Consider the following 26,262-nt stretch of genomic DNA (forward strand, 5'->3'; position numbering starts at 1 on the left):
GGGCGCGCTGTTCCGCGCGATCCTCTCGCCCCACATGCGTCGAGGCGTTGGTGGCGGAGCAGAACGAAAAGTCCACAATCGTAGAAAATTCCACGGTCATTCATGTCTGCGCGACCTGCCGCGCGCAGGGCGAGCCGCTGGAGCCGCGCGAGGCCCGCTCCGGCGCGCGCCTGTTCGCCGCCCTGGACGCCCAGCGGGGCGAGGGCGATCCCGCCGTGATCGCTGTGGAATGTTTCAGCGCCTGCCGCCGCTCCTGCGCGCTGAGCTTTTCGGCGCCCGGCGCCTGGACCTATCTGTGCGGCGACCTTTCCGCCGAGACCGATCCGCAACTGATCCTGGACGCCGCCAGGCTTTACGGCGCTTCGCCGCAGGGGGTGATTCCCTGGGAGATGCGCCCGGATTTCTTGAAGTCGGGGGTGATCGGCCGCCTCCCGCCCGCCACTGGGAGACCTGAGCGTGTTTGACAAAATTCCCGCCACCATCGTCACCGGCTTTCTCGGCGCCGGCAAGACCACGCTCATTCGCGGGCTGATCGAGAACGCCGGCGCGCGGCGGCTGGCTTTGGTGATCAATGAATTCGGCGATGTCGGCGTCGACGGCGAGATTTTGAAGTCTTGCGGCATCGAGTCCTGCCGCGAGGAGGATATTGTCGAACTCGCCAATGGCTGCCTGTGCTGCACGGTGGCGGACGACTTTTTGCCGGCGATCGAAGCGCTGTTGAAGCGCGCGCCGGAACTCGATCACATCATCATCGAGACCTCGGGTCTGGCGCTGCCCAAGCCGCTGCTCAAGGCGTTCGATTGGCCGCAGGTGCGCTCGCGGCTCACCGTGGACGGGGTGATCGCGGTGGTGGATGCGGCCGCCGTCGCCGACGGGCGTTTTGTCGACGACGCCGAGGCGCTGGCCGCCGAGCGCGCCGCCGATCCCTCCGTGGAGCACGACAATCCGCTTGAAGAGGTTTACGAGGACCAGTTGCTCTGCGCCGATCTGATCGTGCTCAACAAGATCGATTTGCTCCCGGCGAGCGACGTCGCGCGGGTGACGGCGGCGGTGGAGGAGGCGAGCGGCGGGCGCGCAAAAGTGATCGCGACGCAGGAAGGCCGCGTCGATCCGGACGTCGCCCTGGGGCTGGAGGCCGGCGCCGAGGATGATTTGGAATCGCGGCCCTCGCATCACGACAGCGAGACCGACCACGACCACGATGATTTCGACTCCTTCGTCGTCGACATTCCCGCGCTCGCCGATCCCGCGGATTATGTCCGGCGCCTCGGCGAGGTCGCCGGCCGCCACGATGTGCTGCGCATCAAAGGTTTTCTCGATGTGGCGGGCAAGCCGATGCGTTTGCTGGTGCAGGGCGTGGGGTCGCGGTTCCGCCAGCATTACGACCGCGCCTGGGGCGCGCAGGAGGCGCGGCGCGGACGTTTGGTCGTCATCGGCCAGAAGGGGCTGGATCGCGCGGCGATCGAAACGGCGCTCGGCTGACCCATGCACATTCTGCGCGCGGAACTTCGGTCGTTGGATGAGACGGCGCAGGCCGTCGATCTCGACCAGTCGCGCGCGGATATTGTCGCTTTGTCCTTCACCGACAGCGACCTCAATGTGCTGGCGAAAGCCTGGGACGCTCTGGGCGCCGAGCCTGGGATGGCGGGTCTGTCGCTGCGGCTTGCGAGCCTCGCCGACCTGCGCCATCCCTATTCGGTCGATCTCTACGCGGAAAAAGTGCTGGCGCACGCGCGCGTCGTCATCGTGCGGCTGCTCGGCGGGCTGGATTATTGGCGCTATGGCGTCGAGGAATGTTGTCGCATCGCTCGGGCCAATGGCGCGCGTCTGGTGGTCGTGCCCGGCGATCCCCGCGAGGACCTTCGGCTCGACGAAGTTTCGACCGTGGGGCAGGGGGAGTTGCGCCGGGTCTGGCGCTGGTTCCAGGCCGGCGGCGTCGACAACGCCACGCAGATCCTGCGCTATGCGCTGAGCGAACTCGGCCATCCCCAGACCTTGTTGGAGCCGCGCGAGGAAGCGCGCCTTGGCGTGTTTCCCCGCGCCTGCCGGCTCGCGCCCGCCGAGGCGCCGTCGGCGAAAATTCTATTTTATCGCTCGGCCTGGCTCGCCGGCGACACCGAGCCCTATGAGGCCTTGGCGGATACGCTGGGAAAACAAGGGTTTCGCGTCGAGGCTTTGTTCGCCACCAGCCTCAAGGACCCCGAGGTGGTCGAGGATTTGCGCCGCCTGTTGCGCGCCGACCCGCCGGACGTGATCCTCAACGCCACCGCTTTTTCCGCCCGCCTCGACGATGGCGGCAGCGTGTTCGACGCCTGCGACGCGCCGGTGCTGCAGGTCGCGGTCAGTCTCGCCAATGAGGCGCAATGGCGGGACTCCTCGCGCGGGCTCGCGCCCTCCGATTTGGCGATGAATGTCGCCTTGCCCGAAGTGGACGGGCGGCTGTTCGCCGCCGCCATCTCGTTCAAGGCGGCGGAGCCGCCAATCCGCAGCCTGGAATATGCGCCGCTGCTCAGCCGGCCCAACGCCGAAAACATTTTGTTTGCCGCGCAGCTTGCCGCCGCCTGGGCGCGGCTGCGGCGCACGCCGGCGCGGGCGAAAAAGCTGGCCTTCGTGCTGTCGGATTATCCCGGCAAGGGCGGGCGCGCCGGCTATGCCGTAGGGCTCGACACGTTTGCGTCGGTGGAGAAGATTGCCGAACGCCTTGCCGACGAAGGGTTTGTGATTGGCGAGATTTTGCCCGGCGCCGAAATCGCCAAAAAGCTGACCGGTCCCGCTACCGAATTTTTCGACCTCGCCTCCTATCGCGCGCTGCTGGCCGAGGCGCCCCATGAGTTCATCGCCGCGATCAATGCGCGCTGGGGCGCGCCGGAGGACGATCCGGCCTGCGAAAATGGGCGCTTCGGTTTCGCCGCTTTGCGGCTTGGCGACAGCGTCGTGGCGCTGCAGCCGGACCGGGGCGTGCGCGACGCGCGCAAGGACGAATATCACGATGTCGCTTTGCCGCCGCGCCACGCCTATGTCGCCTTCTACATGTGGTTGCGCGAAAAAATCGGGGTGAGCGCGCTGGTGCATGTCGGCGCCCATGGCACGCTGGAATGGCTGCCGGGCAAGGCGGTGGCGCTGTCGCAAACTTGCGCGCCGCGCGCCACGCTTGGCGCGCTTCCCGTCATCTATCCGTTCATCGTCAACAATCCCGGCGAGGCCGCGCAGGCCAAGCGCCGGACGTCTGCGCTGGCGCTCAGCCATCTGACGCCGCCTCTGGTCGCCGCCGGCGCCCATGGCGCCGTGCAGGATGTCGAAGGGTTGATGGACGAATATGCCGAGGCGCAATCGCTCGACGGCAGGCGGGCGCGCCGGCTCGCCGAACTGATTTTGGAGCGCGCCCGCGACACCGGGCTCGCCGAAGAGGCGGGGCTCAATGAGGGCTTGAGCGAGGAAGAGGCGCTGACCCGGCTCGACGCCTGGCTCTGCGATCTCAAGGAAATGCGCGTCGGCGACGGCTTGCATGTTTTTGGCGTCGCCGCCGAGCCCGAAAGTCTCGCCGAACTCGCCGCGCTGTCCGGCGATAGCGCGCAGGCGCTGGAGCTTTTGCAAAAATGTCCTGGGGCCGAGATGGAGGCGCTGGTCGCCGCGCTCGCCGGTCGGCGGGTGGCGCCGGGACCTGGCGGCGCGCCGGCGCGCGGGCGCATCGACGTGCTGCCCACCGGCCGCAACCTTTACGCCGTCGATCCGCGCTCCGTGCCGACGCGCACCGCCTGGGAGCTGGGACAGCGCGCCGCCGACGCCTTTTTGGCGCGCTATGTCCAGGATCACGGCGAATGGCCGGAAAACGTCGTGTTCGACCTCTGGGGGAGCGCTGCGGTGCGCACCGGCGGCGAGGATTTGGCGCAGGCCATGGCGCTGTTGGGCGCGCGCCCGACCTGGGATTTTGCGTCCAATCGCGTCTCCGGCTTTGAGGTGCTGGAGATCGCCACGCTCGGGCGGCCGCGCGTCGATGTCACCTTGCGCATCTCCGGCCTGTTCCGCGACATTTTCCCGGAACAGATCGCGCTGTTCGATGCCGCCGTGCAGGCGATTTCCGCGCGCGACGAGGAGGGCGATGACAATCCGCTAGCGCGCGCCGTGCGCCGCGAGGGATCGCGCGCCCGGGTGTTCGGCGCGGCGCCCGGCGTCTATGGCGCCGGGGTCGCGCGGCGGGCGCTGAGCCTTGAGGAGACCCGCGAAAATCTCGGCGCGGCCTATCTGGAGGCGACCGGCTACGCCTATGACGGCGCGCAGGCGCGCCAGACCACGGAATTCGGCGCCCGGGTCGCCGCCTCCGACGCTTTCGTTCATGTGCAGGACTTGCCCGGTCAGGACGTGCTCGACTCCGACGTCTTCGCCGATCACGAGGGCGGGTTCGCCGCCGCCGCCGAAAGCGTCGGCGCGACGCCCAGCCTTTATCATCTCGACGCCACCAATCCGCAAAGCCCCAAGGCGCGCACGCTGGCGGAGGAAATTTCCAAAACGCTGCGCGCCCGCGCCGCCAATCCGCGCTGGATCGAAGGTCAGATGCGCCATGGCTTTCGCGGCGCGGCGGAAATCGCCGAGAGCGTCGACAATCTGTTCGCCTTCGCCGCGACCACCGGACTGGTGGCGGACCGGCATTTCGACCTGTTGTTCGACGCCGTCTGCGACGAACCGGCGGTGCGTGATTTTCTCGTCGACGCCAATCCGCAGGCCGCCCGGTCCATCGCCGAGCGATTCGAAAGCGCGCTGGCGCGCGGTTTTTGGCGCACGCGGCGCAACAGCGTCGGATCATCCCTGAGCGAAATGCAGCATTTGGTCGCGGCGCGGCTGTCCGAGCCAAATCAGCGTTGACAAGTTTTTGTCGACCTTTATGGTCGGAAATTGCATAGACGTGTTGAGCGGAAGCCGGTGAAAACCCGGCGCGGTCGCGCCACTGTGATCGCTTGGGAGCCAAGCGAGAGTCAGACCCGCCCCCACGGCCAGGCAAGCCTCTAACTGGACGCGAAATCCGAGGAGTTTTTTCATCATGACCGCCACGACGCTGCCCGTCGCCCGTCCCGTCGCCATTCCCGTTCGCCAGATCCTCCCCTGGGCGGTTTTCGCCAGCGTGCTGCTGGTGCTCGGCGTCTATTTCGTCGGCGTGGAACAGGGCCTGGCGCATGAATTCGTGCACGACGCCCGCCATCTGCTCGGCTTCCCCTGCCACTGAGCTTTTTCGCTCGACGCATCCGTTGACGCTGACGCTGGGATCCTCGCGATCCTGGCGTCGTCGTCGTTTGCCTTGACGGGGACTTTTGATGACTGGGAAATTATTGATCGCCGGAATGCTCGCGGGACTGGTCGCCGCTCTGCTTTCCTTCAGCTTCCTCAAAGGGGTGGGCGGGCCCTATGTCGAACGCGCCATCGCCTTCGAGAGCGCCATGGACGAGGCCAAGGCCAAGGCGCGCGCCGATGAGGCCGCCGCCAAGGGCCAGCCGGCGCCCGTCGAACAGGCGGAGCCCGAACTCGTCAGCCGTCCCGTCCAGTCCGGCATCGGGCTGTTCACCGGCGTCGGCGTGTTCAGCGTCGCCTTCGGCGGCTTCTTCGCTTTGGCCTTCGCGCTGGCCTATGGCCGCCTCGGCGCGCTCGACGCCCGCGCCACCTCGGCCGTGCTCGCGGCTCTCGGTTTTGTCAGCGTCTATGTGACGCCGATGCTGAAATATCCGCCCAATCCGCCGGCCGTGGGTCTCTCCGAAACCATCGACCTGCGCACCAGCCTCTATTTCGCTTTGATGCTGATCTCGCTGGCGGCGATGATCGCCGCCGGTCTGCTGCGTCAGGCGCTCAGCGGGCGGCTTGGCGGATGGAACGCGACACTTGTCGCCGGCTTCGCCTATATTGCCGTGATGACCGGCGTGTGTCTGGCCCTGCCGGGGGTCAACGAGGTCCCTGAAGGGTTTCCGGCAGACCTGCTGTGGGCCTTCCGCCTGTCGTCGCTGGGAGGGCAGGCGATCCTGTGGGCGACGCTCGGGCTGGCGTTCGGCGTCTATGCCGAGCGCGTCGTCGGACGTGAACAGCCTGCTTTGCGCCCCTTCAGAGCCTGAGGTTTGAACCTGCGGCTTCACCTGCTGTGCGCCGCGTCGACGCCGTCGACGCGGTCCCTCGGATTTCCGGCGGACGAGGGGTTGGACGCTTTTGGGCTCGAAAGCCTGTCGCTGTTTTCCGGTTTGCCGGCGGCGGATCGCGTGCTCCGCAGCCCCGCTTTGTCCGCCTTGCAGACGGCGGAGGGGCTTGGCTTGCGCGCGGAGGTCGAGCCTTTTTTGCGCGATTGCGATTTCGGCCTTTGGGCTGGGCGGTCGCTCGAGGAGGTCGCGGCGCGGGAGCCGGATGGTGTCGCGCAATGGCTGCGCGATGCCGATGCGGCGCCGCATGGCGGCGAATCCTTTGCCGACGTGCTCAAGCGCGTCGGGGCGTGGATGGACGGTTTGGCGCAATCGGCGCTGGCGATCACCCATCCCACAATTTTGCGCGCCGCCATCGTTCGAGCGCTGGGCGCGGGCGCGTCGGCCATGGCGCATGTCGATGTTGCGCCCTTGACGCTCGCGCGGTTGTCTCGCGCCGGCGGGCGCTGGACTTTTAAGGCGCTGATTCCCGTTCGGGACGCGCGATGATCCGGCTTCTCTCCGGCCTCTTGCTGGTTTGCGCCGCGCTTGCGCCGGTGCGGGCGCATCATGTGCGCCCGCAGTCCGGTGGGCCCGTCGGGGTCGAAATCCCTGCGGTTTCGCATGGCGCGACGCCGATCCTCGCCCGCTATCTCCCGGATATTCAAAAACTGGCGGAGCGGCGCGCGACAACCGATCCGACGCTGCGCCGGCTGCAAAATTTTGTCAGCCTGCAATATTTCGCCTGCGGGCGCGGCCTCGCGCCGGGCAGCCTGACCGACGAGGACAGCCCGTTCAACGAATGCGCCCACGCCTATGTCGCCGGCGCGCGGGCGCTGCTCGATCATCTGGCGGCCCTGCCGAGCGGGCAGGACGCCCAGGCGCTGCAGGCGCGGATCGCCGAGGACATCGCGCGCGATCCCGGCGCCGGCGCCGTCTGCTCGAACAGCGCTGAGACTTTTGACAGCGGCGTCGTGGTCTGGCCAGACTGGTCGCTGGCGCTGACCCATCGCCCGACTTTGCTGACCTTTTCCGGCTTCTTGCTGTTTTTGCTCGGGGCAGGCGGGCTGCTGGCGGGCCTTCGCCCTCGAATTTTCAAGACAAGAACGCCTGTGGAGGGACCATGAACGACGCCGCGCGCCATCAGGCGAAAATGGCCAAGCGCAAGCAAGTGCAGGACGCCGAGATCGCCAGCAAGACCATCGAAAAAGGCCTGCTCGTGGTCACCACCGGTCCCGGCAAGGGCAAGAGCACCGCCGCCTTCGGCCTGGTGTTGCGCGCTCTCGGCCATAATTGGCGGATCGGCGTGGTGCAATTCGTCAAGGGCCGCGACACCGGAGAGCGCCGCGCCCTGGAGCGGTTCTCCGATCTCGTGACCTGGCACACGATGGGCGAGGGGTTTACTTGGGTGACGCAGGACCGCGACCGCGACATCGCCGCCGCCGCCCGCGCCTGGGACAAGGCGCGCGAGCTCATGGCCGATCCCGAGATCAAGATGGTGGTGCTGGACGAACTCAACATCGCCCTGCGCTATGACTATTTGCCGCTCGAGCAGATTGTCGCGGAGCTTTCGGCGCGGCGGCCCGATCTGCATGTGGTCGTGACCGGGCGCAATGCGAAAAAGGAGCTGATCGAGGCCGCCGATCTGGTGACGGAAATGGGGCTCGTCAAACACCATTTCGCCGCCGGGGTGAAGGGTCAGGCCGGGATCGAATTTTAAGGCTGGAATTCTGAGCCCGCCGGTCAGCACATGGCTTTGCGCAGCCGGGCGCGCAGAAAAATCAGCGCGATTTCGGCGCCGAGCTGGCCCTGGCTGGCGATCAGGGTGAGCGGCGTCTTTTCGTTGAACGGCGCCTGCGGGTTTGTGGCGCGCAGCCAGGCGAGCGCCGCGGAGTCGCCGCCGCAGAGGTCGCGGGCGGCGCCCAGGAGTTCCAGCGCCAGGATCAGCCGCGAGGGATCGCGCGCGCCGCCGAGCAGCACGGCGCGCTCGGCTGCGGTCACGCCGACGGCCTCGGCGAGGTCGTCGAAGGCGCCGACGAGGGCGGCGTTCTCGCGGCGGATCGTCTCGGGCGAAACGTTGGCGGCTGGCCTGCGGGCCGCGCGCGCGTCGCGCCCGAAGGCGCGGCGGCCGATGGGCCTGTCCTGTGGACCAAATTCCAAGCCAAACGCCAGCGCCATCTGCTCTCTCCGTCCGCTCTTGATGGACTAGAACAAAACAAGAACATTTTGACCGCGCTGTCAAGCCCCTCCTTGAGGCCACTCGGAAAAAAAGGCGACGCTGCGTCATCCTACTGTGATCTTGGCGACATATGCGCTGACGCTTAGTCCCCAGGAGGAGCATCATGACAGTTGCGTCATCGATCCCGGCCGAACCCAATGTCGCCAGGCCAAATCTCGACAATCCCGCGCAGCCCAAGACGATCTGGGCGCTGATCGCCATCGGCGTCGGCGGCCTGCTGTTCGCCGCCTGGTCGATCTATGACGACCTCGGCCCCAACGCCGCCGTGGTGAAGATCTGGCCGTTCCTGATGCTCGGCGTCGCCCTGGTGATCGCGCTGGGCTTCGAATTCGTCAACGGTTTCCACGACACCGCCAATGCGGTGGCGACGGTCATCTACACCCACTCGCTGAAGGCGCCGGTCGCCGTCGCCTGGTCCGGCCTGTGGAACTTTTTGGGGGTGCTGACCTCCTCCGGCGCCGTCGCCTTCGGCATCATTTCGCTGCTGCCGGTGGAGCTGATCCTGCAGGTCGGCTCCGACGCGGGCTTTTCCATGGTGTTCGCGCTGCTGATCGCGGCGATCATCTGGAATCTGGGGACCTGGTGGTTCGGCCTGCCCGCCTCCTCCTCGCACACGCTGATCGGCTCGATCATCGGCGTCGGCGTCGCCAATGCGCTGCTGCGCGGTCGTGACGGCACGTCGGGCGTCGACTGGGGCAAGGCCACCGAAATCGGCTATGCGCTGCTGCTGTCGCCGCTGGTCGGCTTTTTGTGCGCCTTCGGCCTGCTGATGCTGATGAAATTCCTGGTGCGCAAGAAGGAGCTTTACGAGGCGCCCAAGGGCGACGCCAAGCCGCCGCTGTGGATCCGCGGTCTGCTGATCTTCACCTGCACCGGCGTGTCCTTCGCGCACGGATCGAACGACGGCCAGAAGGGCATGGGCCTGATCATGCTGATCCTGATCGGCACCGTGCCCACCTCCTACGCGCTGAACAAGTCGCTGCCGGCGAGCCATATCGCTCAATTCGCCCAGGCCTCCGCCGAGGCGTCGCGGGTGGTGGACGCCAAGGCCTCCGGCTACGCGATCATCGGCGATCCCCGCCCGGCGGTGACCGCCTATATTTCGCAGCACCAGATCACCGAGGGCACCTATCCCTCGCTGTCGGTGCTGATCAGGGATATTTCCAAACAGGTCGAGGGCTATGGTTCGATCGCCAAGGCGCCGTTCGAGCAGGTCGGCAACATTCGAAACGACATGTATCTGACCTCCGAGGCGATCCGCTTCCTGATGAAGGACAAGGCCGCGGAGCTTTCCCCCGCCGAGAGCGCCACGCTGAAGGCCTATAAGGGCTCGATCGACCAGGCGACCAAATTCATCCCGACCTGGGTGAAGATCGTCGTCGCCATCGCGCTCGGCCTCGGCACGATGGTGGGGTGGAAGCGCATCGTCGTCACCGTCGGCGAGAAGATTGGCAAGAGCCATCTCACTTATGCGCAGGGCGCCTCGGCCGAAATGGTCGCCATGGGCACGATCGGCGCCGCCGACGCCTTCGGCCTGCCGGTCTCGACCACGCATGTGTTGTCCTCGGGCGTGGCCGGAACCATGGCCGCCAATGGCTCCGGCCTGCAAATGGCGACCATCCGCAATCTCGCCATGGCCTGGGTCCTGACCCTGCCGGTGGCGATGCTGCTGTCGGGCTCGCTCTACTGGCTGTTCCGCTCGATCTTTTGACGGCGATGCGCCGTTGAAGGAAGGCCGCCGCGACCGGGTCGCGGCGGCTTTTTGTGCTGCTGTGCGCTAATCGTCGCGCGGCGTTTTTGAGCGCGGCGCGGGCTGCTGGGGCGTGGCGGCGCGGAGCGACGCATCGTGCTGAACGGGCTCGGACTCCTCCTCGCCCAGCCAGACGGCGTCGTGGATTTCGGCCGCCAACACATCATCCTCGACCTTGAGGGCGACGGGGTCTCGGTCAATTCTCATGGGTGAACCTCCACAGTCCCATGGAACCAAAACCGCTCAGCTTTCGTCTTGTTCCCTGTCCGGAAAAAAACGTTGCAGGTGACGCGGCCGTCGATCGGATGTTGGGGCGCGTCATTCGCCCATCAATTGGAGAACGCCATGAACAGACTTGCGTGGTTAGCCCTGGTTTTCGCCTTGCCGGCCTCGGCTTTGCGCGCCGAGCCCTATTGGCCCGAGAAGGCGAGGGTCTATTTCATCACGCCGGCCAATGGGGCGGTGGTCAATGGCAAGGTGGAGGTGAAATTCGGTCTGTCCGGCGTCGGCGTCGCGCCTGCGGGGACCGACAAGGCCGGCGTCGGCCACCATCATGTGCTGATCGATGCGGAGACGCCGAAGGGGGACGAACTCAACCAGCCGCTGCCGGCCAACGCCCACGTCAAACATTTTGGCGGCGGCCAGACCGAGACTGTGCTCGACCTGCCGCCCGGCCGGCACAAGCTGCAACTGATCCTCGCCGACGGCAATCACATTCCCCATGATCCGCCGCTTGTGTCCGAGATCATCGAGATCGAGGTGAAGTGAGCGCGCGGCGGCGGCGGCGGGCCAGGCGCCGCTCCCGCGATAAATTTAGGGCCATTGAAACAACCGACGGAACCCCTCATCCGGCGCGCTTGCGCGCGCCACCTTCTCCCGCAAGGGGAGAAGGGGTCGCCCCAGGCGCGCGACAATTCCAGGCGCGCCTTAGTCGATCTGCGCCAGGGCTTGGGCGAGATCGGCGATCAGATCGACGGCCTCCTCGATGCCGACGGACAGCCGCACCAGCGAGTCGCTGATTCCCGATTCCGCGCGCCGCTCCGGCGGAATGGTGGCGTGGGTCATCAGCGCCGGATGTTCGATCAGGCTTTCGACGCCGCCCAGGCTCTCGGCCAGGGTGAACACCCGGCAGGATTCGAGGAAGCGGCGGGCGCCCGCAAGATCGGTGACGAGATCGACCGAGATCATGCCGCCGCCGCCGCGCATCTGCCGCTCCGCCAGCTTGTGCTGGGGGTGCGAGGGCAGGCCGGGATAGATCACGCGCCGCACTTTTGGGTGGCTTTCCAGCCAGGAGGCGACGGCGAAGGCGTTTTCGCAATGCCGGCGCATGCGCACGTCGAGTGTCTTCACGCCGCGCAGCGTCAAAAAGGCGTCGAACGGCCCGGCGATGGCGCCGACCGCGTTTTGCACAAAACCGATGCGTTCGGCGAGATCGGCGTTGTGGCCGACAATGGCCGCGCCGCCGATCACGTCGGAATGGCCGTTGAGATATTTGGTCGTGGAATGGACCACGACGTCAAACCCGAGCTCCAGCGGCCTTTGCGCCCAGGGGGTGGCGAACGTGTTGTCGGCGACGGCGATGATCCCGTTTTCGCGGGCGATGTCCGCGAGCGCGGCGAGGTCGACCAGGCGCAGCAGCGGGTTGGTCGGGGTTTCCGCCAGCACCATGCGGGTTTCAGGCCGCAGCGCCGTGCGTAAATTTTCGGGATGGGTCAGATCGACATAGCTGATGGTCAGGCCGGCGCTGCGCGCGCGCACGCGCTCCAGCAGGCGATAGGTGCCGCCATAGAGGTCGTCGCCGGCGATCAGATGGTCGCCGGGCTGCAACAGCTCCAGCACCGCGGCGATGGCGGCCAGTCCCGAGGCGAAGGCGAAGCCTTTGGAGCCGCCTTCGAGATCGGCGAGGCAGCGCTCCAGCGCCCAGCGGGTGGGATTGTGCGAGCGGCCGTAATCCAGCCCCTTGTGCACGCCCGGGCTTTCCTGGGCGAAGGTGGAATTGGCGTAGATCGGCGGCATGATCGCGCCGGTGGACGGGTCGGGCGCCTGTCCCGCATGGATCACGCGCGTGCCGAAGCCGGCCTTGATTTTCGAGGATGCGTTCATGGTCAGGCCGCCTTCCGGCGCAGATGGTTGAGCAGGTCGAAGCGGGTGATCAGGCCGAAGAACACGTCGCCCTCCGCGATAATGGCGACATAGCCGCGGTCGAGAACGTTCTGCAAAACGTCGATGTCGGCGTCGGGCGGCAGGATTTCCAGATCGGTTGTCATGGCCTCGGCGGCGGCTTTGGAAAAGTTTGCGGGATTGGCGCGCACGCGGGCGAGAATGTCGGATTCGTCGAGCAGGCCGACGATGCGGCCGCCGTCGATCACCGGCAATTGCGACACCTCGGCATAGCGCATGCGCACGAAGGCGGTTTGCAGCGGATCGGAGGGGGTGACGCTGATCACGCCGCCCTCGTCGAACCGCCGCGCCACGAGGTCGCGCAGGTCGCCGAAGTTTTTGCGCGGCAGCAGGCCCTGCTCGACCATCCAATTGTCGTTGTAGACTTTTGAGAGATAGCGGGTGCCGGTGTCGCAGACCAGCGTCACCACGCGCTTGGGCGTGGTCTGTTCGCGGCAATAGCGCAGCGCCGCGGCGAGCAGGGTTCCGGTGGACGAGCCGCCATGAATGCCTTCGGCGCGCAACAATTCGCGGGCGGCCGCGAAACTTTCGGCGTCCGGAATTTCGTAAGCCTTTTTGACGCCGCTGAGGTCGGCGATCGGCGGGATGAAATCCTCGCCGATGCCTTCGACCAGCCAGGAGCCGGCGACGCCGATCCGGCCGGTGCGGATGTAGTCTGCGAGAATCGAGCCCTTGGGATCGGCGAGGACGAATTCGGTTTTCGGGCTGGCGCGCTGGAAGAAGCGGGAGAGGCCGGTGAGCGTGCCGCCGGAGCCGACGCCGCACACCACGGCGTCCACCGCATGGTCCATCTGGCCGAAGATTTCCGGTCCCGTCGATTGCTCGTGCGCGGCGGGATTGGCGGGATTGTTGAACTGGTCGACGAAGAACGAGCCGGGAATTTCGGAGGCGATTCGCGCGGCGAAATCCTGGTAATAATCGGGATGGCCCTTGCCGACGTCGGAGCGCACCACATGCACGACCGCGCCCAGCGCCTTGAGCTGCAGGACCTTTTCGGCGGCCATCTTGTCGGGGACGACGAGCGCGAGGCCATAGCCCTTGGCGCGGGCGATCAGCGCCAGGCCTAAGCCGGTGTTGCCGGCCGTCGCCTCGACGATGGTGGCGCCGGGCTTCAGCTTGCCCTCGCGCTCCGCGGCTTCGACCATCCACAGACCGATGCGATCCTTGATCGACCCGCCCGGATTCTGCGACTCCAGCTTCAGGAACAGCCTGCACTTGCCGGTGTCGAGGCGGGTGGCTTCGATCAGGGGCGTATTGCCGATAAGTCCGAGCACGGCCGGACGGGAGTCTTTGCTCATTGTCGATCCCGTTGGGAATGAAAGTCAGGGCGCCTTGCCGGGGCCGCCCGGCGCCTCCGGACATGACCGGACGCGCTGCGACGGACACGCTTCGACGCTGGTTCATATATGCATATAGTCCACCAAATGGATAGACTATTTTGCCGCACTCATCCTCTGCGCCGGGGCTGGCATAGCAGCGCTCATGTCGCGCGCGCGAGGATGGGGCGGAGGATTATTAGAATATAAAAACGATAGACAAAAAAATTAGTCCGGCATAAAAATTTGTCGTCTCGAAATTTTTGACCGGGAATTGCCGTGATGTCGCGCTTTGCGCTCCTCAAGATCAAGCGTGGCCTCGCGCCGGCCGCGCCGCCGGGATTGTGTCGCGCAGCACTGCGCTGGGTCGATCGCTGACCCATTCCTCTCCTCGGAATTTCCGCCATCCGCCGCCCCGGCCGCGGCGGCGCGCGCCCGCCACCAAAGGTTAAACGTTTATGAACGCCATTGTTTCCTCCGCGTCGCTGTCGCTCGACATCGCGCCCTATCTCGATGTCGCCGAGGTCCGCCGGGTGCGGGCGCGCGTCGACATCGCCGTCGCCGACCGCGCCTGGCGGCCGCAGGTCGAAGACCGCTCGCGCGACTGGGTGGCGAGCGTCGCCGCCCCCTGTTTCAAGATTTTGCGCGCCCGGCGCGGCGACGCCGCCTGCAAGGCGTTTTGCGCGCTTGGCACCGGCGCCGGCCTCGATGCGCTCGCCGCCATCGAACTGCTGGGCGCCGATGTGGTCGGCGTGACCGATCTGTTTCCCGACGTGGTCGAGACCGCCGCCGGCAATGTGCGCCGCAATCTCGTGGGGGAGGTGGCGCTGCACGCCGGCGCCGGCGACCTGCTGGCGCCCCTGCGGGCGAGCGGGGTCAGGTTCGATCTGATCTATGAGAACCTGCCCAATCTCCCGGTGGCGGATGCGGCGCAAGTCGAAGTGGACAAGACCAGCGCCGCCTTTCTGGCGCCGCGCAGCGAAGCCACGCCGAAAGCCGTGGCCGATGGGCTGCTGACGCTCCACTATCTCGCTTTGCTTCAGGCCCATGATTTTCTCAAACCCGGCGGCGCCGTGCTGTCGACCATCGGCGCGCGGCTGCCGCTCAGCGTGCTGACCGAAATGGCCGAGGCCGCCGGCCATAGACCGAGCTTCCTCACTTATTGGTGGAAGGCGCAGGCCGACGCCGACGAGGTCATCGCCTCCTATGCGCAATGGCAAAAGCAGGGGCTGTTCTTCCACTTCTATCCCGTCGAAGTCCTGGAGGCGGCTTTCGCCGGGCTCGAACTCGAACAGGCGGGACGCGACGCGCTCGCCATCGAACGCGACCTGCGCTCCTACCAGCTCGACGCCGCGCAGGCCTGGCGCCTGCACCGGCAGGGGCGGCGCATTGGCCATACCGTGGCTGCGCTGCTGTCGGAGCCGAAGAGATGAGCGCCGAACTCGCCCAACTCGTGGCGCGGCTGCGCGCGCGGTTGAACCGGGCCGATGGGCGGGCGGGGCTTGAGGCCTTGAACGTGCAGCGTCTGCTCGACCGCGTCGCCCATGATCCCGCGCCTTATGCGGCCAGCGCGCATCCGCTGGTGCGCCACCTGCCCGCGGCGCTGGCCGGGCTGGAGCGCGACGCGCCCGAACTCGCGGCGCTGCTCGGCCCGCTCGCCGAACACCTGCCCTGGCGCTATGGCTATGAGGCGACCGCCGCCTTTCCCGACTTGCATCTCAACATGGGCTGGGCGGAATTCGTCGGACCCGCCGCGCCCTGGCGCAGCGACGAGGTGTGTCTCGGCCTGACGCTGATTGGTCCGCACAGCTATTACGCCCCGCATCGGCATCCGGCGGTCGAGCTCTATCACGTGCTGACCGGCGTCGCGGAATGGAGCAGCCATTGGCGCCGCCCCGGCGCCTTCATCCTGCATGACAGCAACCAGATCCACGCCATGCGAACCGGGGACGAGCCGCTGCTCGCCCTCTACACCTGGAGCGGCGACGTGGTTTCGCCCTCCGTCTGGAGCCCACAGCCATGAGCCCGCATCCGCAAACCCAGGCCCTGCACGCCGGTCATCGCGCCGATCCGCAGACCGGCGCGGTGGCGCCGCCGATCTATTTCACCACCTCCTACCATTATCCCAGCACCGAGTTCGCGACGCGGCTCTTCAATCTGGAGGTGATCGGCTACACCTATACCCGCACCAGCAATCCCTCGCGCGAAGTGCTGGAGCGCCGGGTCGCCGCCATCGAGGGAGGCAAGGCCTCGCTCGCTTTGGCCTGCGGCGCGGCGGCCGTTTGCGATGCGCTGCTGTCGCTGGTCCAGACCGGCGACAATGTGGTGTTCGCCCGCGCGACAGTGGAGGGCGGCGGACGCGATCTGGTCGTCCAGCTGCGGCGCTTCGGCATCGAGGTGCGCGACGCCGTTTCGCCCGAGGATTTTGTCGCCGCCACCGATGCGCGCACCCGGCTGTGGTTCGCCGAGAGCCTTTTTGTGCCGAGCCTGGAGCGCTTTCCCATCGCCGCCGTCGCCGCCGCCGGTCGGGCGCTGGGCGTGCCGTTGGCGATCGACAATTCTCATCTGCCGTTTCTCGTTCGTCCCGTGGCGGAGGGGGCGGCGATCGTCGTCTATGCCGCGGAGACCTGGCTGACCGCGGGGCGGGCCGATGGCGGCGTGCTGGTCGACGCAGGGACGTTTTCCTGGGAGTCCGAGCGCTTCCCCACGCTGTTCACGCCCGACCCGTCCTATCACGGCGCCGTCTGGACCGAAGTGGTGAAACAATGGAACGCCTCGCCGCTGACCGCGCGGGCGCGCGGCGGCGTGCTGCGCGATCTCGGCGCCGCCATCAGCCCGATGGCGGTGTTCCAGATTTTGCAAAGTCTCGAAAGCCTGCCGCTGCGCATGCGCGCCCATGCCGAAAACGCTTTGCGAATTGCCGAGGTCTTGGCGTCCCGGCCGGAGGTTTCGGGCGTTGCCGCCGCCGGTGGATTGGTGGCGTTCCGTTTGCCGCATCCCGAAAAATTTTTGGACGCGCTGTCGCTGATTTCGCGGGACGGCGGTCTCGGCGGACTGCGCAGTTCGGTCGTCGGTTCGGCCGAGGGCCGCGTCCTGCTTTCCGTCGGCGTCGAGCATGTCGATGACATTCTGCAAGACCTCAATGCGGCGCTCCAGACCGCCCTCAATTCCAACCAGAAGTGAGACTTTTTCAATGGCGTTGAAACCTGAAACCCTGGTGCTGCACGCGGGCTATCGCAGCGATCCCACCACGACCTCGGTGGCGGTGCCGATCTACCAGACCACCAGCTATCAGTTCCGCGACACCGAACATGCGGCGAATCTGTTCGGGCTCGCCGAACTCGGCAATATTTATACGCGGCTGATGAACCCGACCAATGATGTGCTGGAGCAGCGCCTGACCGCTCTCGAAGGCGGCGTCGCCGCGCTGGCGGTCGCTTCGGGGCAGGCGGCGAGCACCTTTTCCATCCTGAACGTCGCCCAGGCCGGCGACAATTTCGTCACCTCCACCGACCTCTATGGCGGCACCTGGAACCTGTTCGCCAACACGTTTAAACAGCTCGGAATCGAAGCGCGCTTCGTCGATCCCTCCGACCCCGAAAATTTCCGCCGCGCCACCGATGCGCGCACCCGCGCCTATTACGCGGAAACCCTACCCAATCCCAAGCTTCAGGTGTTTCCGATTCCGGAAGTGGCGAAGATCGCCGACGAGTTGGGCGTGCCGCTGATCATCGACAACACCTCCGCGCCGATCATCGCGCGCCCGTTCGATCACGGCGCCCATATCATCGTCTATTCCACCACCAAATATATCGGCGGGCATGGGACTTCCATCGGCGGCGCGATCATCGATTCCGGCAAGTTCGATTGGGAGAAGCACGCCGAACGCTTTCCGCTGCTGAACCAGCCCGACCCCAGCTATCACGGCGCCGTCTGGACGCAGGCCGTCAAACCGCTGGGGCCCATCGCTTACATTCTGCGCGCCCGCGTCACCTTGCAACGCGACATTGGCGCGGCCGTCAGTCCGTTCAATGCGTTCCAGACGCTGCAGGGGCTGGAGACGCTGCCGCTGCGCATTCGCGAGCACAACAAGAATGCGCTCGCCGTCGCCGATTATCTCGCCAAGCACACGAAAGTGGTCAAGGTGATTCATCCCAGCGTCCAGAGCGGCGAACCCCGGCGGCGCGCCGATGTCGTGCTCAAGGGCGGCTATGGCGCCTTGGTCGGCTTTGAACTCGCTGGCGGCAAGCAGGCCGGCAAGACCTTTATCGACGCGCTGAAACTGCTCTATCACGTCGCCAATATCGGCGACGCCCGCAGCCTCGCCATCCATCCCGCGACGACAACCCATTCGCAGCTCTCGCCGGAAGACCAGCTCGCCACCGGCGTGTCGGACGGCTATGTGCGGCTTTCCGTGGGCATCGAGCATATCGACGACATTCTCGCCGATATCGCCCAGGCGCTCGAAGCGGCCTGAAAAGAACAGGCGGCGCCTCGCGGCGCCGCCTGTTTGTCTGGCGCCGTCGAGGAGACCCGGCGCCAGCGCAACTCAAAAACTCAGATCGCTTTGCCGATCTCCGTCGCCTTGGGCACGTGGACCAGCTTGCCCGTCCGCACGTCATAGACATAGCCGTAGATCGGAATGTTTTTCGGCACGAGCGGATGCGCGCGAATGCGCGCCACATCCTGCGCCACGCTCTCTTCTTGCGACTTGATCGTGTGCCATTTGATGAAATGGCCCGCCGCGCAGCCGCCGCCGTGCTGCGGATTGCTCCATTTCAACGTGGCCGGGTCGAGCGCGGCGGTCGCCAGGCTGTCATCCAGGAGGTCGCTGATCACCTCGTCGCAGAACAGCTCCATGCCGCAATTGGTGTGATGAATCACGAACCATTCCAGCGTGCCTAGCAGCTTGTGGGAAATCACCAGCGAGCGGATGGCGTCGTCGGTGGCGCGCCCGCCGGCGTTGCGGATCACATGCGCGTCGCCCTCCGACAGGCCGGCATATTTGGCCGGGTCGAGGCGGGCGTCCATGCAGGTGAGAATGGCGAAGCGACGCGCCGGCGGCAGCGCCAGTTCGCTCTTCTCGCCAAAATTTTCGGCATATTTGGCGTTGGCGTCGAGCACGTCCGAGAGGATTTTGCTGGTCATGATTTTGCTTGGGTCTCCATGGTCAGTTCTGCGCGAGCAGCCGGCCGTCGCGCCAGTCGAAATCGACGCGGTCGAGCACCGAGGCCTGCGCCGGCAGTTTGAGGAGGAAGGCCATGCCGTCCAGCGAGGCCAGCCGGGGCCGGACCAGGACGCAGGCGCGGTGATGATGGTCGAGGTCGGTCGCGCCGAGCACGAAGCCCGTCTTCGCGCGCGCGGGCTCATGGGCGTGAAAGCCCGAGGGCTCCAGGGACACGATCGGCACCAGGCCGTCGCCCCAGTCGCCGCGATAGACGCTCGCCACGAAGGCGTTCAATTCGCGCCGCGCGACGGGGGTGAAGCTGACCGTGATCGGGCGGAAGGCGTGGGCCATGGCGCCGTCTCCCGGTCGGCTCAGATCGCGTAGGAAAAGGCGCGGTAGCTGAGCTCCCGCAGCACCTGGTCCATGTCGCGATAGGGTTCGTCCTGGTGCTTGGCGACCACTTTGGCGGGCACGCCGGCGACCGTGGTGTGGGCGGGGACGGCATGCAGCACCACCGAGCCCGCCGCCACCCGCGCATATTCGCCGACCTCGATATTGCCGAGGATTTTGGCGCCGGCGCCGAGCAGGACGCCGCGCCGCACTTTGGGATGGCGGTCGCCCGCCTCCTTGCCGGTGCCGCCGAGGGTGACGTTTTGCAGGATCGAGACGTCGTCGTCGATCACCGCGGTCGAGCCGACGACGAAGCCGGTGGCGTGGTCGAGGAACACGCCGCGGCCGATCCGCGCCGCCGGATGAATGTCGGTCTGGAACAGGTCGGAGGAGCGGCTTTGCAGATAAAGCGCGAAATCCTGCTTGCCCTGCGTCCACAGATGGTGGGCGAGGCGGTGGATCTGGATGGCGTGGTAGCCCTTGAAATAGAGGAAGGGCTCGATGAAGCGGTCGCAGGCGGGGTCGCGGTCGATCACCGCGTTAATGTCCGTGCGGAAGGCGAGGCCGATGTCGGGGTCTTCGGCGAGCGCCGCCGTGAAGGTCGCGACAATGTGGCCGACGGGAACGAAATCGCTGGCGAAGCGGCTGGCGACGCGATGAATCACCGCCTCTTCGAAGGAATCCCGGTCGAGAATGGTTTGCCGCAGCAGGGCGCGCAGATTGGGCTCGGAGTCGAAGGCGGATTCCGCCTCTTCGAGCAGTTTCCGCCACAGCGAGTCTTGGGCCGCGGCGGGATGGTCGAGCGGCGCGGGAAAGGTGGACGAAGCGGCCAGGGTCAGGTGGCGGGGAGTCGGAGCCATGGAGCACCCTCGTTATCAATGAAGACATAATTTATTGATCTAGTAGATTTGTCAACTAATGGATCAGGGCAATATCCTGCGTGCGGGCGGGGCTGGTTGGGCTGGGGTCAAGGATTGGCGGCGGCCGCAAGCCTCAGTCGTCGTACTCCGGGCTGCTGTCGAGCCAGGCGTCGAGCTGTCGGTCCGGCATGACCTTGCCGTCCGGGCCTTCGATTCGCAGGATGTCGGCGCCGTCGCGGTAGAGAGCGCGCGCATGCGTCAGGGCGCTGCGCTCCGTCGGACAGGGCGGCGAGCGCATTTCCCGGCTCATCGTCTCGTTGCGATAGACCACGATCCAGGGCATGGGGCCTCCCGCGCGCGGAAGGACGTCCGCGGCGCATGATCCTCGCACATAAGCGCGGGAAGAGGAAAGGCGGCGGCGCCTCAGGCGCGCCGGGCTTCGTCGGCCTTGCGATGCATCAGGGCCGCGTACCAGCGGGTGAACAAAGCCGCGGCGATCAGGCCGGTGTAGTTCAGCATTTCGAAAGCGAAGTCGGGCAGTAGCGCATGTTGGCTCTTGGCCCAGGCGAGCGCGGCGTTGAGCGTGAAAATCGCGCCCCAGACGCCCGTCAGGATCTGGTTGGTGCGCAGGAACAAAGGGTCGCGCCATCGGCTTTCATCGACGTTCTGCTTGGCGTATTCGAGCGTGAACGGCTTGCCCGCCAACATCCCGCCGAGGACGCCGGCGGCCAGCGCGCCATTGGCGAGCACGCCGAGGTGGCGCAGCACCCAAAGATTTTCGAACCAGCCGACCGCCGCCAGCGCGAACAGGAAGAAGACGTTGCCGGCCCACATCAGCGCGCCGCGATGCAGTTTGGTCAATGCCATGCCGACATTGACGACGAAGGCGACGAACAGGGCGATCTTGATCTGCAGCAGATCGCCGTGGGCGAGGATCAAAAAGGCGATCCAGGGCGCGAAGGCGACGAGCATTTTGATGAGGGACATCGGCGCCTCCGGGCGTTCAGGAGGAGCTTAGCCTTTTCGCAACCGCCGAAAAAGACGCGAAATGGCGCCGCCTGAAATGGCCTCGCCTGAATGGCCCCGCCGCTTGGGCGGGGCCGATCGCAAAAGTCAGAACTTGACGGTCATGCCGCCATAGACCGTGCGTCCCACCGCGGCGAGCGGCGTGTGCAGCAGCGGATTGGCGCCGGCCCTCCAATCCGAGATGTCGATGCCGCCCAGCGGCGAATAATAGAGCTGGTCGGCGATGTTTTCGACGCCGAGGTCGAAGCGCAGGTTTTGATACGCGTAGGCGGTGCGCATGTTGACGATGGCGTAGGCGGGCGTTTCCGGCTCCAGGCGCAGGCTCTGGACCTCGGTCTTGGCGATGGCCGCGCGCAACTCGACCGCGCTGGCGAGCCGGCCGCCGAACACAGCGATGCTGTTTTCGACCGCAACCTGTCCGTTCAGCGGCGCCATATGATAGAGGTTCTGGCCGTCGATCCGGCGGCCGCGCACCGCGCTGATCTGGCCGGTGAGGGCGAAATCGCCGTAATCCACGGTTTGCGCCAGCCGCGCGCGCCCGGAAAGATCGAAGCCGTAGAGTTCGGCGTCGAAATTGGCGAAGCGCAGCTGGTTGACGGCGTTGACGCCGGTCCCGAGCGTGCGCAGCTTGTAGACGTCGATGAAGTCCTGGACGTAGGAATAGTAGGGCGCGGCCTTGACGCTCCACAGGCCGGAGGGATCGCGCCATCCGCCGGTGATCGCCACGGTGTTGGCGATTTCCGGCTTGAGGTCGATATTGCCGACATAGCCGTTGCCGTCGCCGAACCAGCCGATCATTTTCGACGCCATCGCCCCCGTCGACCAGGAATAGCGTTCGTAAATGCTGGGCGAGCGGGTCTTGCGGGTGAGGCCGAACTCATATTGGCTGGTCGGGTCGGGCGTGTAGCGCACCAGGGCGGTCGCGTCGAAATTGACGTCGGTCTTGTTGGGGTTGAGCCGGTTGAAGATCGCGGCGTCCAGGCCATAGCCGCCGTACATGGCTATGGGGCTGTTGTTGTAGCCCTGCACCGGGCCGGTCGTCATCCACACCGTGTCGTTGCGCATGCCGAACAGGGTGGAGATGTCGCTGGTCCAGCGCCGCTCCCATTCGACGAAGGTGCTGAGCACGTTGCGTTGGCCGTTGTTGATGTTGATGTAGGTCGAGCAGCACATGGCGTTGATGCCGCCCATGCCGCCCATTCCCCCCATGCCGCCCATGTTCATCTGCACCGGCGGCCACCATTCGTTGAGCCTTTGCAGGTGCAGCTCATTGCCCAGGCGCACGAGATCATTGTCGGCGAAATTGACCTCCGCCTTGATCCGATAGCCGAAATCCTGGCCGTTGACATACATGGGCATGCCCATGGTCGTGTTCCGGTCGGAGAGGAAATTCATATAGTGCTGGGTGAGGTGGTAATAGGCGTTGGCCTCCAGCCGGCCCCAGCCATAGGCGCCCTTGTAGGAGAGGTCGAAGGTGTTGCCGTTATTGCCGAGCATGTCCATGTATTGGTTGGGAAAGCCCTGGTAGGGAATGCCCTGGTGGTCGTAGCGGAACGCCAAAATATGGCCGTCGTTCTGATAGGCCAGCGTCGCCGAATGGTTTTGCGCCTCGTATTGGCTGGCGCGCACCACGGCGCCGCCGCCGGCGTGATAGGCGCCCGCCTTGCTCCAGGCGCCGTCATATTGCAGGCTGAAATGCTCGGTCGCCACATTGGCGTGGCCGGACACGCCGATGCCGCCATAATTCGAGCGGCCGCTCGCCGAGATCGAGCCGGAGGCGATGACGCCGGGCGCGAGGGTGAGCGGGCCCGGGCCCTTTGTCGTCGGCGTCGCCTGCGCGAAAATCGGCGCGCGCGGCTTGACGATGATCGCGCCGCCGATGGAATCGCCGCCCTTGCTCACCGGCACGTTGACCGTGACCACCTCGACCTCGCCCGCGGCGAGCGGGTCGATATAGGACAAAGGCGGGTTCATGTGGTTGGCGCAGGCCGAGGAAATCGGCACGCCGCCGAGCACGACCGCGTTGCGGTCGTCGTTGAGGCCGTGGATGACCGGCAGGCTCGACACGCCGCCGCCGGTCGCGAGGCTGAGGCCGGGCGTTCCGCCGAGCGCCTGGGCCATGTCATTGCCGCGCGGGCTGTAATTGGCGATGGTTTCGCGGGAGACGAGGGTGACCGCGCCTTGCGGCGCTGACGTGGGTGCAGGTTGGGGCGTTGCGGCGGGTTGCGCGACGCGGTCGACGTTGATTTCGACGTCGGGCAGATTTTGTTGGGCGTGGGCGAGCACAGGCAGCAGCGATGCGCCCGCGAGCAGCAGGGCGGTCAAACGGGTCATGATGAGGTCTTTCACAAGCTGAGGGACAGGCGAGCGCGTTCGGCCGCGAGGCCGCAACGAATCTCGGATGTGCGGGGATCAGCTTGCGGAAGGCGGCGCCCGGGCTTGCGCGGTTGTTCGCCGCGCGCTGGCGACGCGGAGAGCAGTCGGCAGGGTCCAGGTCAGGCGATGCGGCGCGGCGCGGGTAAAATCGGTCGGCGGCGGGTCGAAGGCGAGCGGCGCCGCGCCGGAAAAGACGAAGTCGCAGAGATCGCAGGCGGCGTCATGCGAATGCGGCGCGGTTCTTTCCGCCTCCGCGTGATTCGCATGCATGGCGCAGGGTTGGGCGACGGTCTGCTGATGCGCGCGCGCAATGGCGAGCGCCGAGCCCGCCGGCGCATAGATCTGCACCAGCAGAGCGGCCAGAAAGGCCGGCAGAATGGCGAGGATTCGCCGACGCGTCACGTATTGCCCCCGGGAGTCCGTCACAGACGTAGCGAGAGGGATCGCACAATCCGGACAGAATTTCGCCAAGATTAGCTTAGGACTTTGTTGAAGCGCAACAATCGGATCGAGCTTGGACGCAAATTGCTATCGCGGCAGGATTTCGAAATCGAATTCCGACGCGAAAGGCGCGTCGCGCAGTTCAAAATGCCACCATTCCATCGCATAGGGCTTGAAGCCGACCGATTGCATCAGCGCGCTCAGGCGCTGTCGGTTGTCCGCGGCTGGTTCGCCCACCTCGGCGTTGTCGAGATTGGCGATCGGATCGAAACAATCGTAGCCCGAGCCGAAATCGAGGGTTCCGTCGTCGAAGCGCTCTCCCTTTGGCCGATCGCAGGAGACAGGTTTCGCGGTCGAACCGGTTGGCGCGCCGATCGGAATGAGGCCGACATCGACCGTTGCGCCGCGCGAATGTTTTGAGCGCGCGGCGATGTAGCCGAGCGGAACCAACTGCGTCTTGTCGATGTGAGGAAAAAACTCGGTCTTCGTCTGCTGGTCCGGGTTTTCGGTCCAGCGCACGAAATCGCGGACGGCGCGCGCGGGGCGATAGCAATCCCAGACGATCAGCAAGAGGTTTTGCGCGGCGAGCTTGTCTTGCGCCTGTTTCAGCGCGGCGGCGGCGGGTTGGGCGAGCACACATTCGGCGGCGCCATAGCCGTCGGCGGGGCGGCCGAGAAAATTATGCGCGCCGGCGTAGCGGATGTCCTGGGCGATGCTCGGGTCGACATCGCGCAGATAAACAAAACCTTTGGGCAGGGGCGCGGCGCCGCCGGCGGCGCCGGAGAGCAGGAGGACCGCCAGGGTCAGGGCCAATGAGCTGTTTCGCATGCCGGCAGGCTAGCCAGGATTGGGTCGCGCGCCAAGGCGGCGCGCGACCGCTTGGTCAGCGGGCGAACCAGATGCGCCGGAAGACCGCGTCGCCGCGGACAAATTGGTGGTAGAGCGCGGCGGCGACGTGGAGGCCGAGCAAAGCGAGCAGCAGACGCGCGCCCAATCCATGGGGAATGCGCGGTCGGACGCGCCAGAAATCGGGCAGGGCGGAGGTGTCGGGCGAAAAGATGTGTCCGGCCGCGCCGGTTGAAATCGTCATGCCGAGGCCGCTCGCGACCATGCCCAGCATGACCACATAGAGCAGGATATGGACGAAGCTGGCGGCTCGCTGCTGCAAGGGGCTGGCGGCCAGCGCCGCCGGCTTGGCGTCGAAGCCCAGCCACCAGAGGATGCGCGCCGCCGTCAAGGCAAGGACCAGAAGGCCGGCGGGCAGATGCAGGCGCAGCAGCGCGGCCTTGGCGGCGGGGTCGTGGAGGCCAGCGGCGCGGAACCCGGACCACAGCAGCGCCAGGATCAGCAGAGCGGAGAGCCAGTGGAGTGAAATCGCGACAGCGCCATAGGTTTGGGGCGAAGATTTTATCGTCATGACAAATCCTTTGGTTTCCAGGGAAAATTCATTTTGCTTGTGAGGGCGCGGCAAAACGTCGGGTGATCGCAAAACCGTCGCGGATGCTCAGGCCGATCAGTGTGAGGTTGAGCGCGCCGGCGACGAGTTCGACGCCCTGGACGAGGACAAATGTCTGGTCGAAGGCGCCAGCGCTGGCGCGCTGTTGCAGGAAGATGGCGCAAGGGACGAGCACGAGCAGGCCGTTCAGGGCGATGACGGGCATCCGCCGCCTTTTGCTCACGATGGTCGGATTTGCCGACTTAGCCCCGAGCTTGAACCCGCTGGCGCCCGCCAGGGCCATGGCGGGGATCAACACGATCAAGCCCCAGAGGATGGCCAGTTTGACCGCGGCGATTTCGGCGTGGTCGCCGGCGAGTTCGACCGCCACTGTGGAGGTCCAGAAGGCGAATATGGTGAGGAAGGCGGTGATGCCGGCTATGGGGTGCAGGGTCCTGATCATTCCGAACTCCTTTGCGCGTCGAGCCGCGCCCGCAGGGCGGCGAGGTTTTGCGTGGTTTGCTCAAGGCGATCCGCGTCGAGCCAGGTCAGCATGGCGTCGGCGACGGGCAGCCAGAGCGCGCTGGCTTGTTGGAACACGTCCTCGCCGAGGGGCGTCATCGCCACCAGCTTGGCGCGTTTGTGAGCAGGATTTTGTGCGAAGCCGACCAGGCCGGCTTGCGCGAGTTCGTCGACGATGCGCTGCACGGACTGGCGCGCCAGTCCCATATTGTCGGCGAGGCGGGCGACGGAAAAGGTTCCGCCGCCATGGGCGATGGAGCCCAGGACCTGCCAGCGGGCGCTGGTCAGGCCGAGCTCTTTGACCAGCGCGTCGCCGAATTTGATCAGGGCGCCGTTGAGCCGAAAAATTTCCAGCGTGAGGGCGTTGGCGGGATGGTCGAAGGGGGGTGTGGCGTCTGACATGACAGCAT

The 26,262-nt window shown here is 66.1% G+C and carries 29 protein-coding genes; 14 read left to right on the forward strand and 15 right to left on the reverse strand.

The features are described from left to right. Nucleotides 1-50: 50 nt before the first annotated feature. The 8 genes from M2320_RS08965 to cobO all read left to right on the forward strand — a co-directional run bounded on the left by M2320_RS08965 (nucleotide 51) and on the right by cobO (nucleotide 7,869). Complete coding sequence (locus M2320_RS08965; RefSeq protein ID WP_264596978.1) at nucleotides 51-464, forward strand: DUF1636 domain-containing protein; 414 nt, start codon at nucleotides 51-53, stop codon at nucleotides 462-464. After that, the gene (gene cobW / locus M2320_RS08970; RefSeq protein ID WP_264597061.1) at nucleotides 451-1,482 is read left to right on the forward strand and encodes a cobalamin biosynthesis protein CobW; all 1,032 of its coding nucleotides are present in this window, start codon (nucleotides 451-453) and stop codon (nucleotides 1,480-1,482) included. Before M2320_RS08965 ends, cobW begins: the two co-directional genes overlap by 14 nt. A gap of 3 nt (nucleotides 1,483-1,485) precedes the next feature. Further along, nucleotides 1,486-4,860: a cobaltochelatase subunit CobN gene (gene cobN, locus M2320_RS08975; RefSeq protein ID WP_264596979.1), complete on the forward strand. Its 3,375-nt coding sequence runs from the start codon at nucleotides 1,486-1,488 to the stop codon at nucleotides 4,858-4,860. A 175-nt stretch (nucleotides 4,861-5,035) separates the two neighbouring features. Next, nucleotides 5,036-5,218 carry a CbtB domain-containing protein gene (locus M2320_RS08980; protein ID WP_184427793.1) on the forward strand — a complete coding sequence of 61 codons (183 nt, stop codon included), beginning with the start codon at nucleotides 5,036-5,038 and terminating at the stop codon, nucleotides 5,216-5,218. 88 nt (nucleotides 5,219-5,306) lie between these two features. Beyond that, complete coding sequence (locus M2320_RS08985) at nucleotides 5,307-6,092, forward strand: CbtA family protein (RefSeq protein ID WP_264596980.1); 786 nt, start codon at nucleotides 5,307-5,309, stop codon at nucleotides 6,090-6,092. 3 nt (nucleotides 6,093-6,095) lie between these two features. Next, on the forward strand, nucleotides 6,096-6,659 hold the full coding sequence (locus tag M2320_RS08990; protein WP_264596981.1) for a histidine phosphatase family protein: 564 nt from the start codon (nucleotides 6,096-6,098) through the stop codon (nucleotides 6,657-6,659). After that, the gene (locus M2320_RS08995) at nucleotides 6,656-7,276 is read left to right on the forward strand and encodes a hypothetical protein (RefSeq protein WP_264596982.1); all 621 of its coding nucleotides are present in this window, start codon (nucleotides 6,656-6,658) and stop codon (nucleotides 7,274-7,276) included. The genes M2320_RS08990 and M2320_RS08995 overlap by 4 nt, the downstream gene beginning before the upstream one ends. Next, nucleotides 7,273-7,869: a cob(I)yrinic acid a,c-diamide adenosyltransferase gene (gene cobO, locus M2320_RS09000; RefSeq protein WP_264596983.1), complete on the forward strand. Its 597-nt coding sequence runs from the start codon at nucleotides 7,273-7,275 to the stop codon at nucleotides 7,867-7,869. Before M2320_RS08995 ends, cobO begins: the two co-directional genes overlap by 4 nt. A 23-nt stretch (nucleotides 7,870-7,892) precedes the next feature. Here cobO and M2320_RS09005 read toward each other — a convergent pair whose 3' ends face one another. Continuing rightward, nucleotides 7,893-8,327, reverse strand: a complete 435-nt coding sequence (locus M2320_RS09005) for an antitoxin Xre/MbcA/ParS toxin-binding domain-containing protein (RefSeq protein ID WP_264596984.1) — start codon at nucleotides 8,325-8,327, stop codon at nucleotides 7,893-7,895. A 164-nt stretch (nucleotides 8,328-8,491) separates the two neighbouring features. Here M2320_RS09005 and M2320_RS09010 point away from each other — a divergent pair, with 164 nt between their 5' ends. Continuing rightward, nucleotides 8,492-10,099 carry an inorganic phosphate transporter gene (locus tag M2320_RS09010; RefSeq protein WP_184427787.1) on the forward strand — a complete coding sequence of 536 codons (1,608 nt, stop codon included), beginning with the start codon at nucleotides 8,492-8,494 and terminating at the stop codon, nucleotides 10,097-10,099. Between the two features lie 66 nt (nucleotides 10,100-10,165). Here the strand turns inward: M2320_RS09010 and M2320_RS09015 are convergent, their stop codons facing one another. Further along, nucleotides 10,166-10,345 carry a hypothetical protein gene (locus M2320_RS09015; protein WP_264596985.1) on the reverse strand — a complete coding sequence of 60 codons (180 nt, stop codon included), beginning with the start codon at nucleotides 10,343-10,345 and terminating at the stop codon, nucleotides 10,166-10,168. Between the two features lie 138 nt (nucleotides 10,346-10,483). On the opposite strand from M2320_RS09015, the gene M2320_RS09020 reads away from it, so the two are divergent. Continuing rightward, on the forward strand, nucleotides 10,484-10,906 hold the full coding sequence (locus M2320_RS09020; RefSeq protein WP_264596986.1) for a DUF4399 domain-containing protein: 423 nt from the start codon (nucleotides 10,484-10,486) through the stop codon (nucleotides 10,904-10,906). 159 nt (nucleotides 10,907-11,065) lie between these two features. Here the strand turns inward: M2320_RS09020 and M2320_RS09025 are convergent, their stop codons facing one another. Further along, nucleotides 11,066-12,241 (reverse strand): trans-sulfuration enzyme family protein, encoded by a 1,176-nt coding sequence (locus tag M2320_RS09025; RefSeq protein ID WP_264596987.1) that lies wholly within the window; start codon nucleotides 12,239-12,241, stop codon nucleotides 11,066-11,068. A gap of 2 nt (nucleotides 12,242-12,243) precedes the next feature. Further along, nucleotides 12,244-13,617, reverse strand: coding sequence for a cystathionine beta-synthase (locus M2320_RS09030; protein WP_264596988.1), 1,374 nt, complete (start codon nucleotides 13,615-13,617; stop codon nucleotides 12,244-12,246). 476 nt (nucleotides 13,618-14,093) lie between these two features. Between M2320_RS09030 and M2320_RS09035 the strand changes: the two genes are divergently transcribed. Genes M2320_RS09035 through M2320_RS09050 form a run of 4 tightly spaced genes read left to right on the forward strand, consistent with a single transcriptional unit; the run spans nucleotide 14,094 to nucleotide 18,112 of the window. Further along, nucleotides 14,094-15,068 carry a hypothetical protein gene (locus M2320_RS09035; protein WP_264596989.1) on the forward strand — a complete coding sequence of 325 codons (975 nt, stop codon included), beginning with the start codon at nucleotides 14,094-14,096 and terminating at the stop codon, nucleotides 15,066-15,068. After that, a complete protein-coding gene (locus M2320_RS09040) occupies nucleotides 15,065-15,658 on the forward strand; it encodes a dimethylsulfonioproprionate lyase family protein (protein WP_264596990.1) in 594 nt (197 codons plus the stop codon). The genes M2320_RS09035 and M2320_RS09040 overlap by 4 nt, the downstream gene beginning before the upstream one ends. Beyond that, on the forward strand, nucleotides 15,655-16,818 hold the full coding sequence (locus tag M2320_RS09045) for a PLP-dependent transferase (protein WP_264596991.1): 1,164 nt from the start codon (nucleotides 15,655-15,657) through the stop codon (nucleotides 16,816-16,818). Before M2320_RS09040 ends, M2320_RS09045 begins: the two co-directional genes overlap by 4 nt. A gap of 10 nt (nucleotides 16,819-16,828) precedes the next feature. Beyond that, complete coding sequence (locus tag M2320_RS09050) at nucleotides 16,829-18,112, forward strand: O-acetylhomoserine aminocarboxypropyltransferase/cysteine synthase family protein (RefSeq protein WP_264596992.1); 1,284 nt, start codon at nucleotides 16,829-16,831, stop codon at nucleotides 18,110-18,112. A gap of 80 nt (nucleotides 18,113-18,192) precedes the next feature. Here the strand turns inward: M2320_RS09050 and M2320_RS09055 are convergent, their stop codons facing one another. The 11 genes from M2320_RS09055 to M2320_RS09105 form a co-directional block, all read right to left on the reverse strand. Continuing rightward, a complete protein-coding gene (locus tag M2320_RS09055) occupies nucleotides 18,193-18,783 on the reverse strand; it encodes a beta-class carbonic anhydrase (protein WP_264596993.1) in 591 nt (196 codons plus the stop codon). Nucleotides 18,784-18,805: 22 nt separating this feature from the next. Continuing rightward, nucleotides 18,806-19,153, reverse strand: a complete 348-nt coding sequence (locus tag M2320_RS09060) for a hypothetical protein (RefSeq protein ID WP_184427776.1) — start codon at nucleotides 19,151-19,153, stop codon at nucleotides 18,806-18,808. Nucleotides 19,154-19,173: 20 nt separating this feature from the next. Beyond that, nucleotides 19,174-20,052, reverse strand: coding sequence for a serine O-acetyltransferase (gene cysE / locus M2320_RS09065; RefSeq protein ID WP_264596994.1), 879 nt, complete (start codon nucleotides 20,050-20,052; stop codon nucleotides 19,174-19,176). A gap of 133 nt (nucleotides 20,053-20,185) precedes the next feature. Next, the gene (locus M2320_RS09070) at nucleotides 20,186-20,395 is read right to left on the reverse strand and encodes a hypothetical protein (protein ID WP_184427774.1); all 210 of its coding nucleotides are present in this window, start codon (nucleotides 20,393-20,395) and stop codon (nucleotides 20,186-20,188) included. A gap of 80 nt (nucleotides 20,396-20,475) precedes the next feature. Beyond that, a complete protein-coding gene (locus tag M2320_RS09075; RefSeq protein ID WP_264596995.1) occupies nucleotides 20,476-21,039 on the reverse strand; it encodes a hypothetical protein in 564 nt (187 codons plus the stop codon). A gap of 126 nt (nucleotides 21,040-21,165) precedes the next feature. Then, entirely contained in the window at nucleotides 21,166-23,412 is a 2,247-nt protein-coding gene (locus tag M2320_RS09080) for a TonB-dependent receptor (protein ID WP_264596996.1), read from the reverse strand. A 78-nt stretch (nucleotides 23,413-23,490) separates the two neighbouring features. Further along, nucleotides 23,491-23,856: a DUF2946 family protein gene (locus M2320_RS09085; protein WP_264596997.1), complete on the reverse strand. Its 366-nt coding sequence runs from the start codon at nucleotides 23,854-23,856 to the stop codon at nucleotides 23,491-23,493. 126 nt (nucleotides 23,857-23,982) lie between these two features. Beyond that, the gene (locus M2320_RS09090) at nucleotides 23,983-24,723 is read right to left on the reverse strand and encodes a M15 family metallopeptidase (protein WP_264596998.1); all 741 of its coding nucleotides are present in this window, start codon (nucleotides 24,721-24,723) and stop codon (nucleotides 23,983-23,985) included. A gap of 55 nt (nucleotides 24,724-24,778) precedes the next feature. Further along, a complete protein-coding gene (locus M2320_RS09095; RefSeq protein ID WP_264596999.1) occupies nucleotides 24,779-25,312 on the reverse strand; it encodes a cytochrome b in 534 nt (177 codons plus the stop codon). Nucleotides 25,313-25,340: 28 nt separating this feature from the next. Beyond that, complete coding sequence (locus M2320_RS09100; protein ID WP_264597000.1) at nucleotides 25,341-25,793, reverse strand: hypothetical protein; 453 nt, start codon at nucleotides 25,791-25,793, stop codon at nucleotides 25,341-25,343. Continuing rightward, nucleotides 25,790-26,254, reverse strand: a complete 465-nt coding sequence (locus tag M2320_RS09105; protein WP_264597001.1) for a MarR family winged helix-turn-helix transcriptional regulator — start codon at nucleotides 26,252-26,254, stop codon at nucleotides 25,790-25,792. The genes M2320_RS09100 and M2320_RS09105 overlap by 4 nt, the downstream gene beginning before the upstream one ends. Between the last annotated feature and the right edge of the window lie 8 nt (nucleotides 26,255-26,262).

It is taken from the genome of Rhodoblastus acidophilus (assembly GCF_025961575.1).
GTDB lineage: Bacteria > Pseudomonadota > Alphaproteobacteria > Rhizobiales > Beijerinckiaceae > Rhodoblastus > Rhodoblastus acidophilus_C.

What these genes read in the sequence shown, in the direction of transcription:
- cobN (WP_264596979.1), top strand. Translation starts at nt 1,486, where the DNA reads ATGCACATTCTGCGCGCGGAACTTCGGTCGTTGGATGAGACGGCGCAG.
- M2320_RS08980 (WP_184427793.1), top strand. Translation starts at nt 5,036, where the DNA reads ATGACCGCCACGACGCTGCCCGTCGCCCGTCCCGTCGCCATTCCCGTT.
- M2320_RS08985 (WP_264596980.1), top strand. Translation starts at nt 5,307, where the DNA reads ATGACTGGGAAATTATTGATCGCCGGAATGCTCGCGGGACTGGTCGCC.
- M2320_RS08995 (WP_264596982.1), top strand. Translation starts at nt 6,656, where the DNA reads ATGATCCGGCTTCTCTCCGGCCTCTTGCTGGTTTGCGCCGCGCTTGCG.
- cobO (WP_264596983.1), top strand. Translation starts at nt 7,273, where the DNA reads ATGAACGACGCCGCGCGCCATCAGGCGAAAATGGCCAAGCGCAAGCAA.
- M2320_RS09005 (WP_264596984.1), bottom strand. Translation starts at nt 8,327, where the DNA reads ATGGCGCTGGCGTTTGGCTTGGAATTTGGTCCACAGGACAGGCCCATC.
- M2320_RS09010 (WP_184427787.1), top strand. Translation starts at nt 8,492, where the DNA reads ATGACAGTTGCGTCATCGATCCCGGCCGAACCCAATGTCGCCAGGCCA.
- M2320_RS09015 (WP_264596985.1), bottom strand. Translation starts at nt 10,345, where the DNA reads ATGAGAATTGACCGAGACCCCGTCGCCCTCAAGGTCGAGGATGATGTG.
- M2320_RS09020 (WP_264596986.1), top strand. Translation starts at nt 10,484, where the DNA reads ATGAACAGACTTGCGTGGTTAGCCCTGGTTTTCGCCTTGCCGGCCTCG.
- M2320_RS09025 (WP_264596987.1), bottom strand. Translation starts at nt 12,241, where the DNA reads ATGAACGCATCCTCGAAAATCAAGGCCGGCTTCGGCACGCGCGTGATC.
- M2320_RS09030 (WP_264596988.1), bottom strand. Translation starts at nt 13,617, where the DNA reads ATGAGCAAAGACTCCCGTCCGGCCGTGCTCGGACTTATCGGCAATACG.
- M2320_RS09035 (WP_264596989.1), top strand. Translation starts at nt 14,094, where the DNA reads ATGAACGCCATTGTTTCCTCCGCGTCGCTGTCGCTCGACATCGCGCCC.
- M2320_RS09040 (WP_264596990.1), top strand. Translation starts at nt 15,065, where the DNA reads ATGAGCGCCGAACTCGCCCAACTCGTGGCGCGGCTGCGCGCGCGGTTG.
- M2320_RS09045 (WP_264596991.1), top strand. Translation starts at nt 15,655, where the DNA reads ATGAGCCCGCATCCGCAAACCCAGGCCCTGCACGCCGGTCATCGCGCC.
- M2320_RS09050 (WP_264596992.1), top strand. Translation starts at nt 16,829, where the DNA reads ATGGCGTTGAAACCTGAAACCCTGGTGCTGCACGCGGGCTATCGCAGC.
- M2320_RS09055 (WP_264596993.1), bottom strand. Translation starts at nt 18,783, where the DNA reads ATGACCAGCAAAATCCTCTCGGACGTGCTCGACGCCAACGCCAAATAT.
- M2320_RS09060 (WP_184427776.1), bottom strand. Translation starts at nt 19,153, where the DNA reads ATGGCCCACGCCTTCCGCCCGATCACGGTCAGCTTCACCCCCGTCGCG.
- cysE (WP_264596994.1), bottom strand. Translation starts at nt 20,052, where the DNA reads ATGGCTCCGACTCCCCGCCACCTGACCCTGGCCGCTTCGTCCACCTTT.
- M2320_RS09070 (WP_184427774.1), bottom strand. Translation starts at nt 20,395, where the DNA reads ATGCCCTGGATCGTGGTCTATCGCAACGAGACGATGAGCCGGGAAATG.
- M2320_RS09075 (WP_264596995.1), bottom strand. Translation starts at nt 21,039, where the DNA reads ATGTCCCTCATCAAAATGCTCGTCGCCTTCGCGCCCTGGATCGCCTTT.
- M2320_RS09080 (WP_264596996.1), bottom strand. Translation starts at nt 23,412, where the DNA reads ATGACCCGTTTGACCGCCCTGCTGCTCGCGGGCGCATCGCTGCTGCCT.
- M2320_RS09090 (WP_264596998.1), bottom strand. Translation starts at nt 24,723, where the DNA reads ATGCGAAACAGCTCATTGGCCCTGACCCTGGCGGTCCTCCTGCTCTCC.
- M2320_RS09095 (WP_264596999.1), bottom strand. Translation starts at nt 25,312, where the DNA reads ATGACGATAAAATCTTCGCCCCAAACCTATGGCGCTGTCGCGATTTCA.
- M2320_RS09100 (WP_264597000.1), bottom strand. Translation starts at nt 25,793, where the DNA reads ATGATCAGGACCCTGCACCCCATAGCCGGCATCACCGCCTTCCTCACC.
- M2320_RS09105 (WP_264597001.1), bottom strand. Translation starts at nt 26,254, where the DNA reads ATGTCAGACGCCACACCCCCCTTCGACCATCCCGCCAACGCCCTCACG.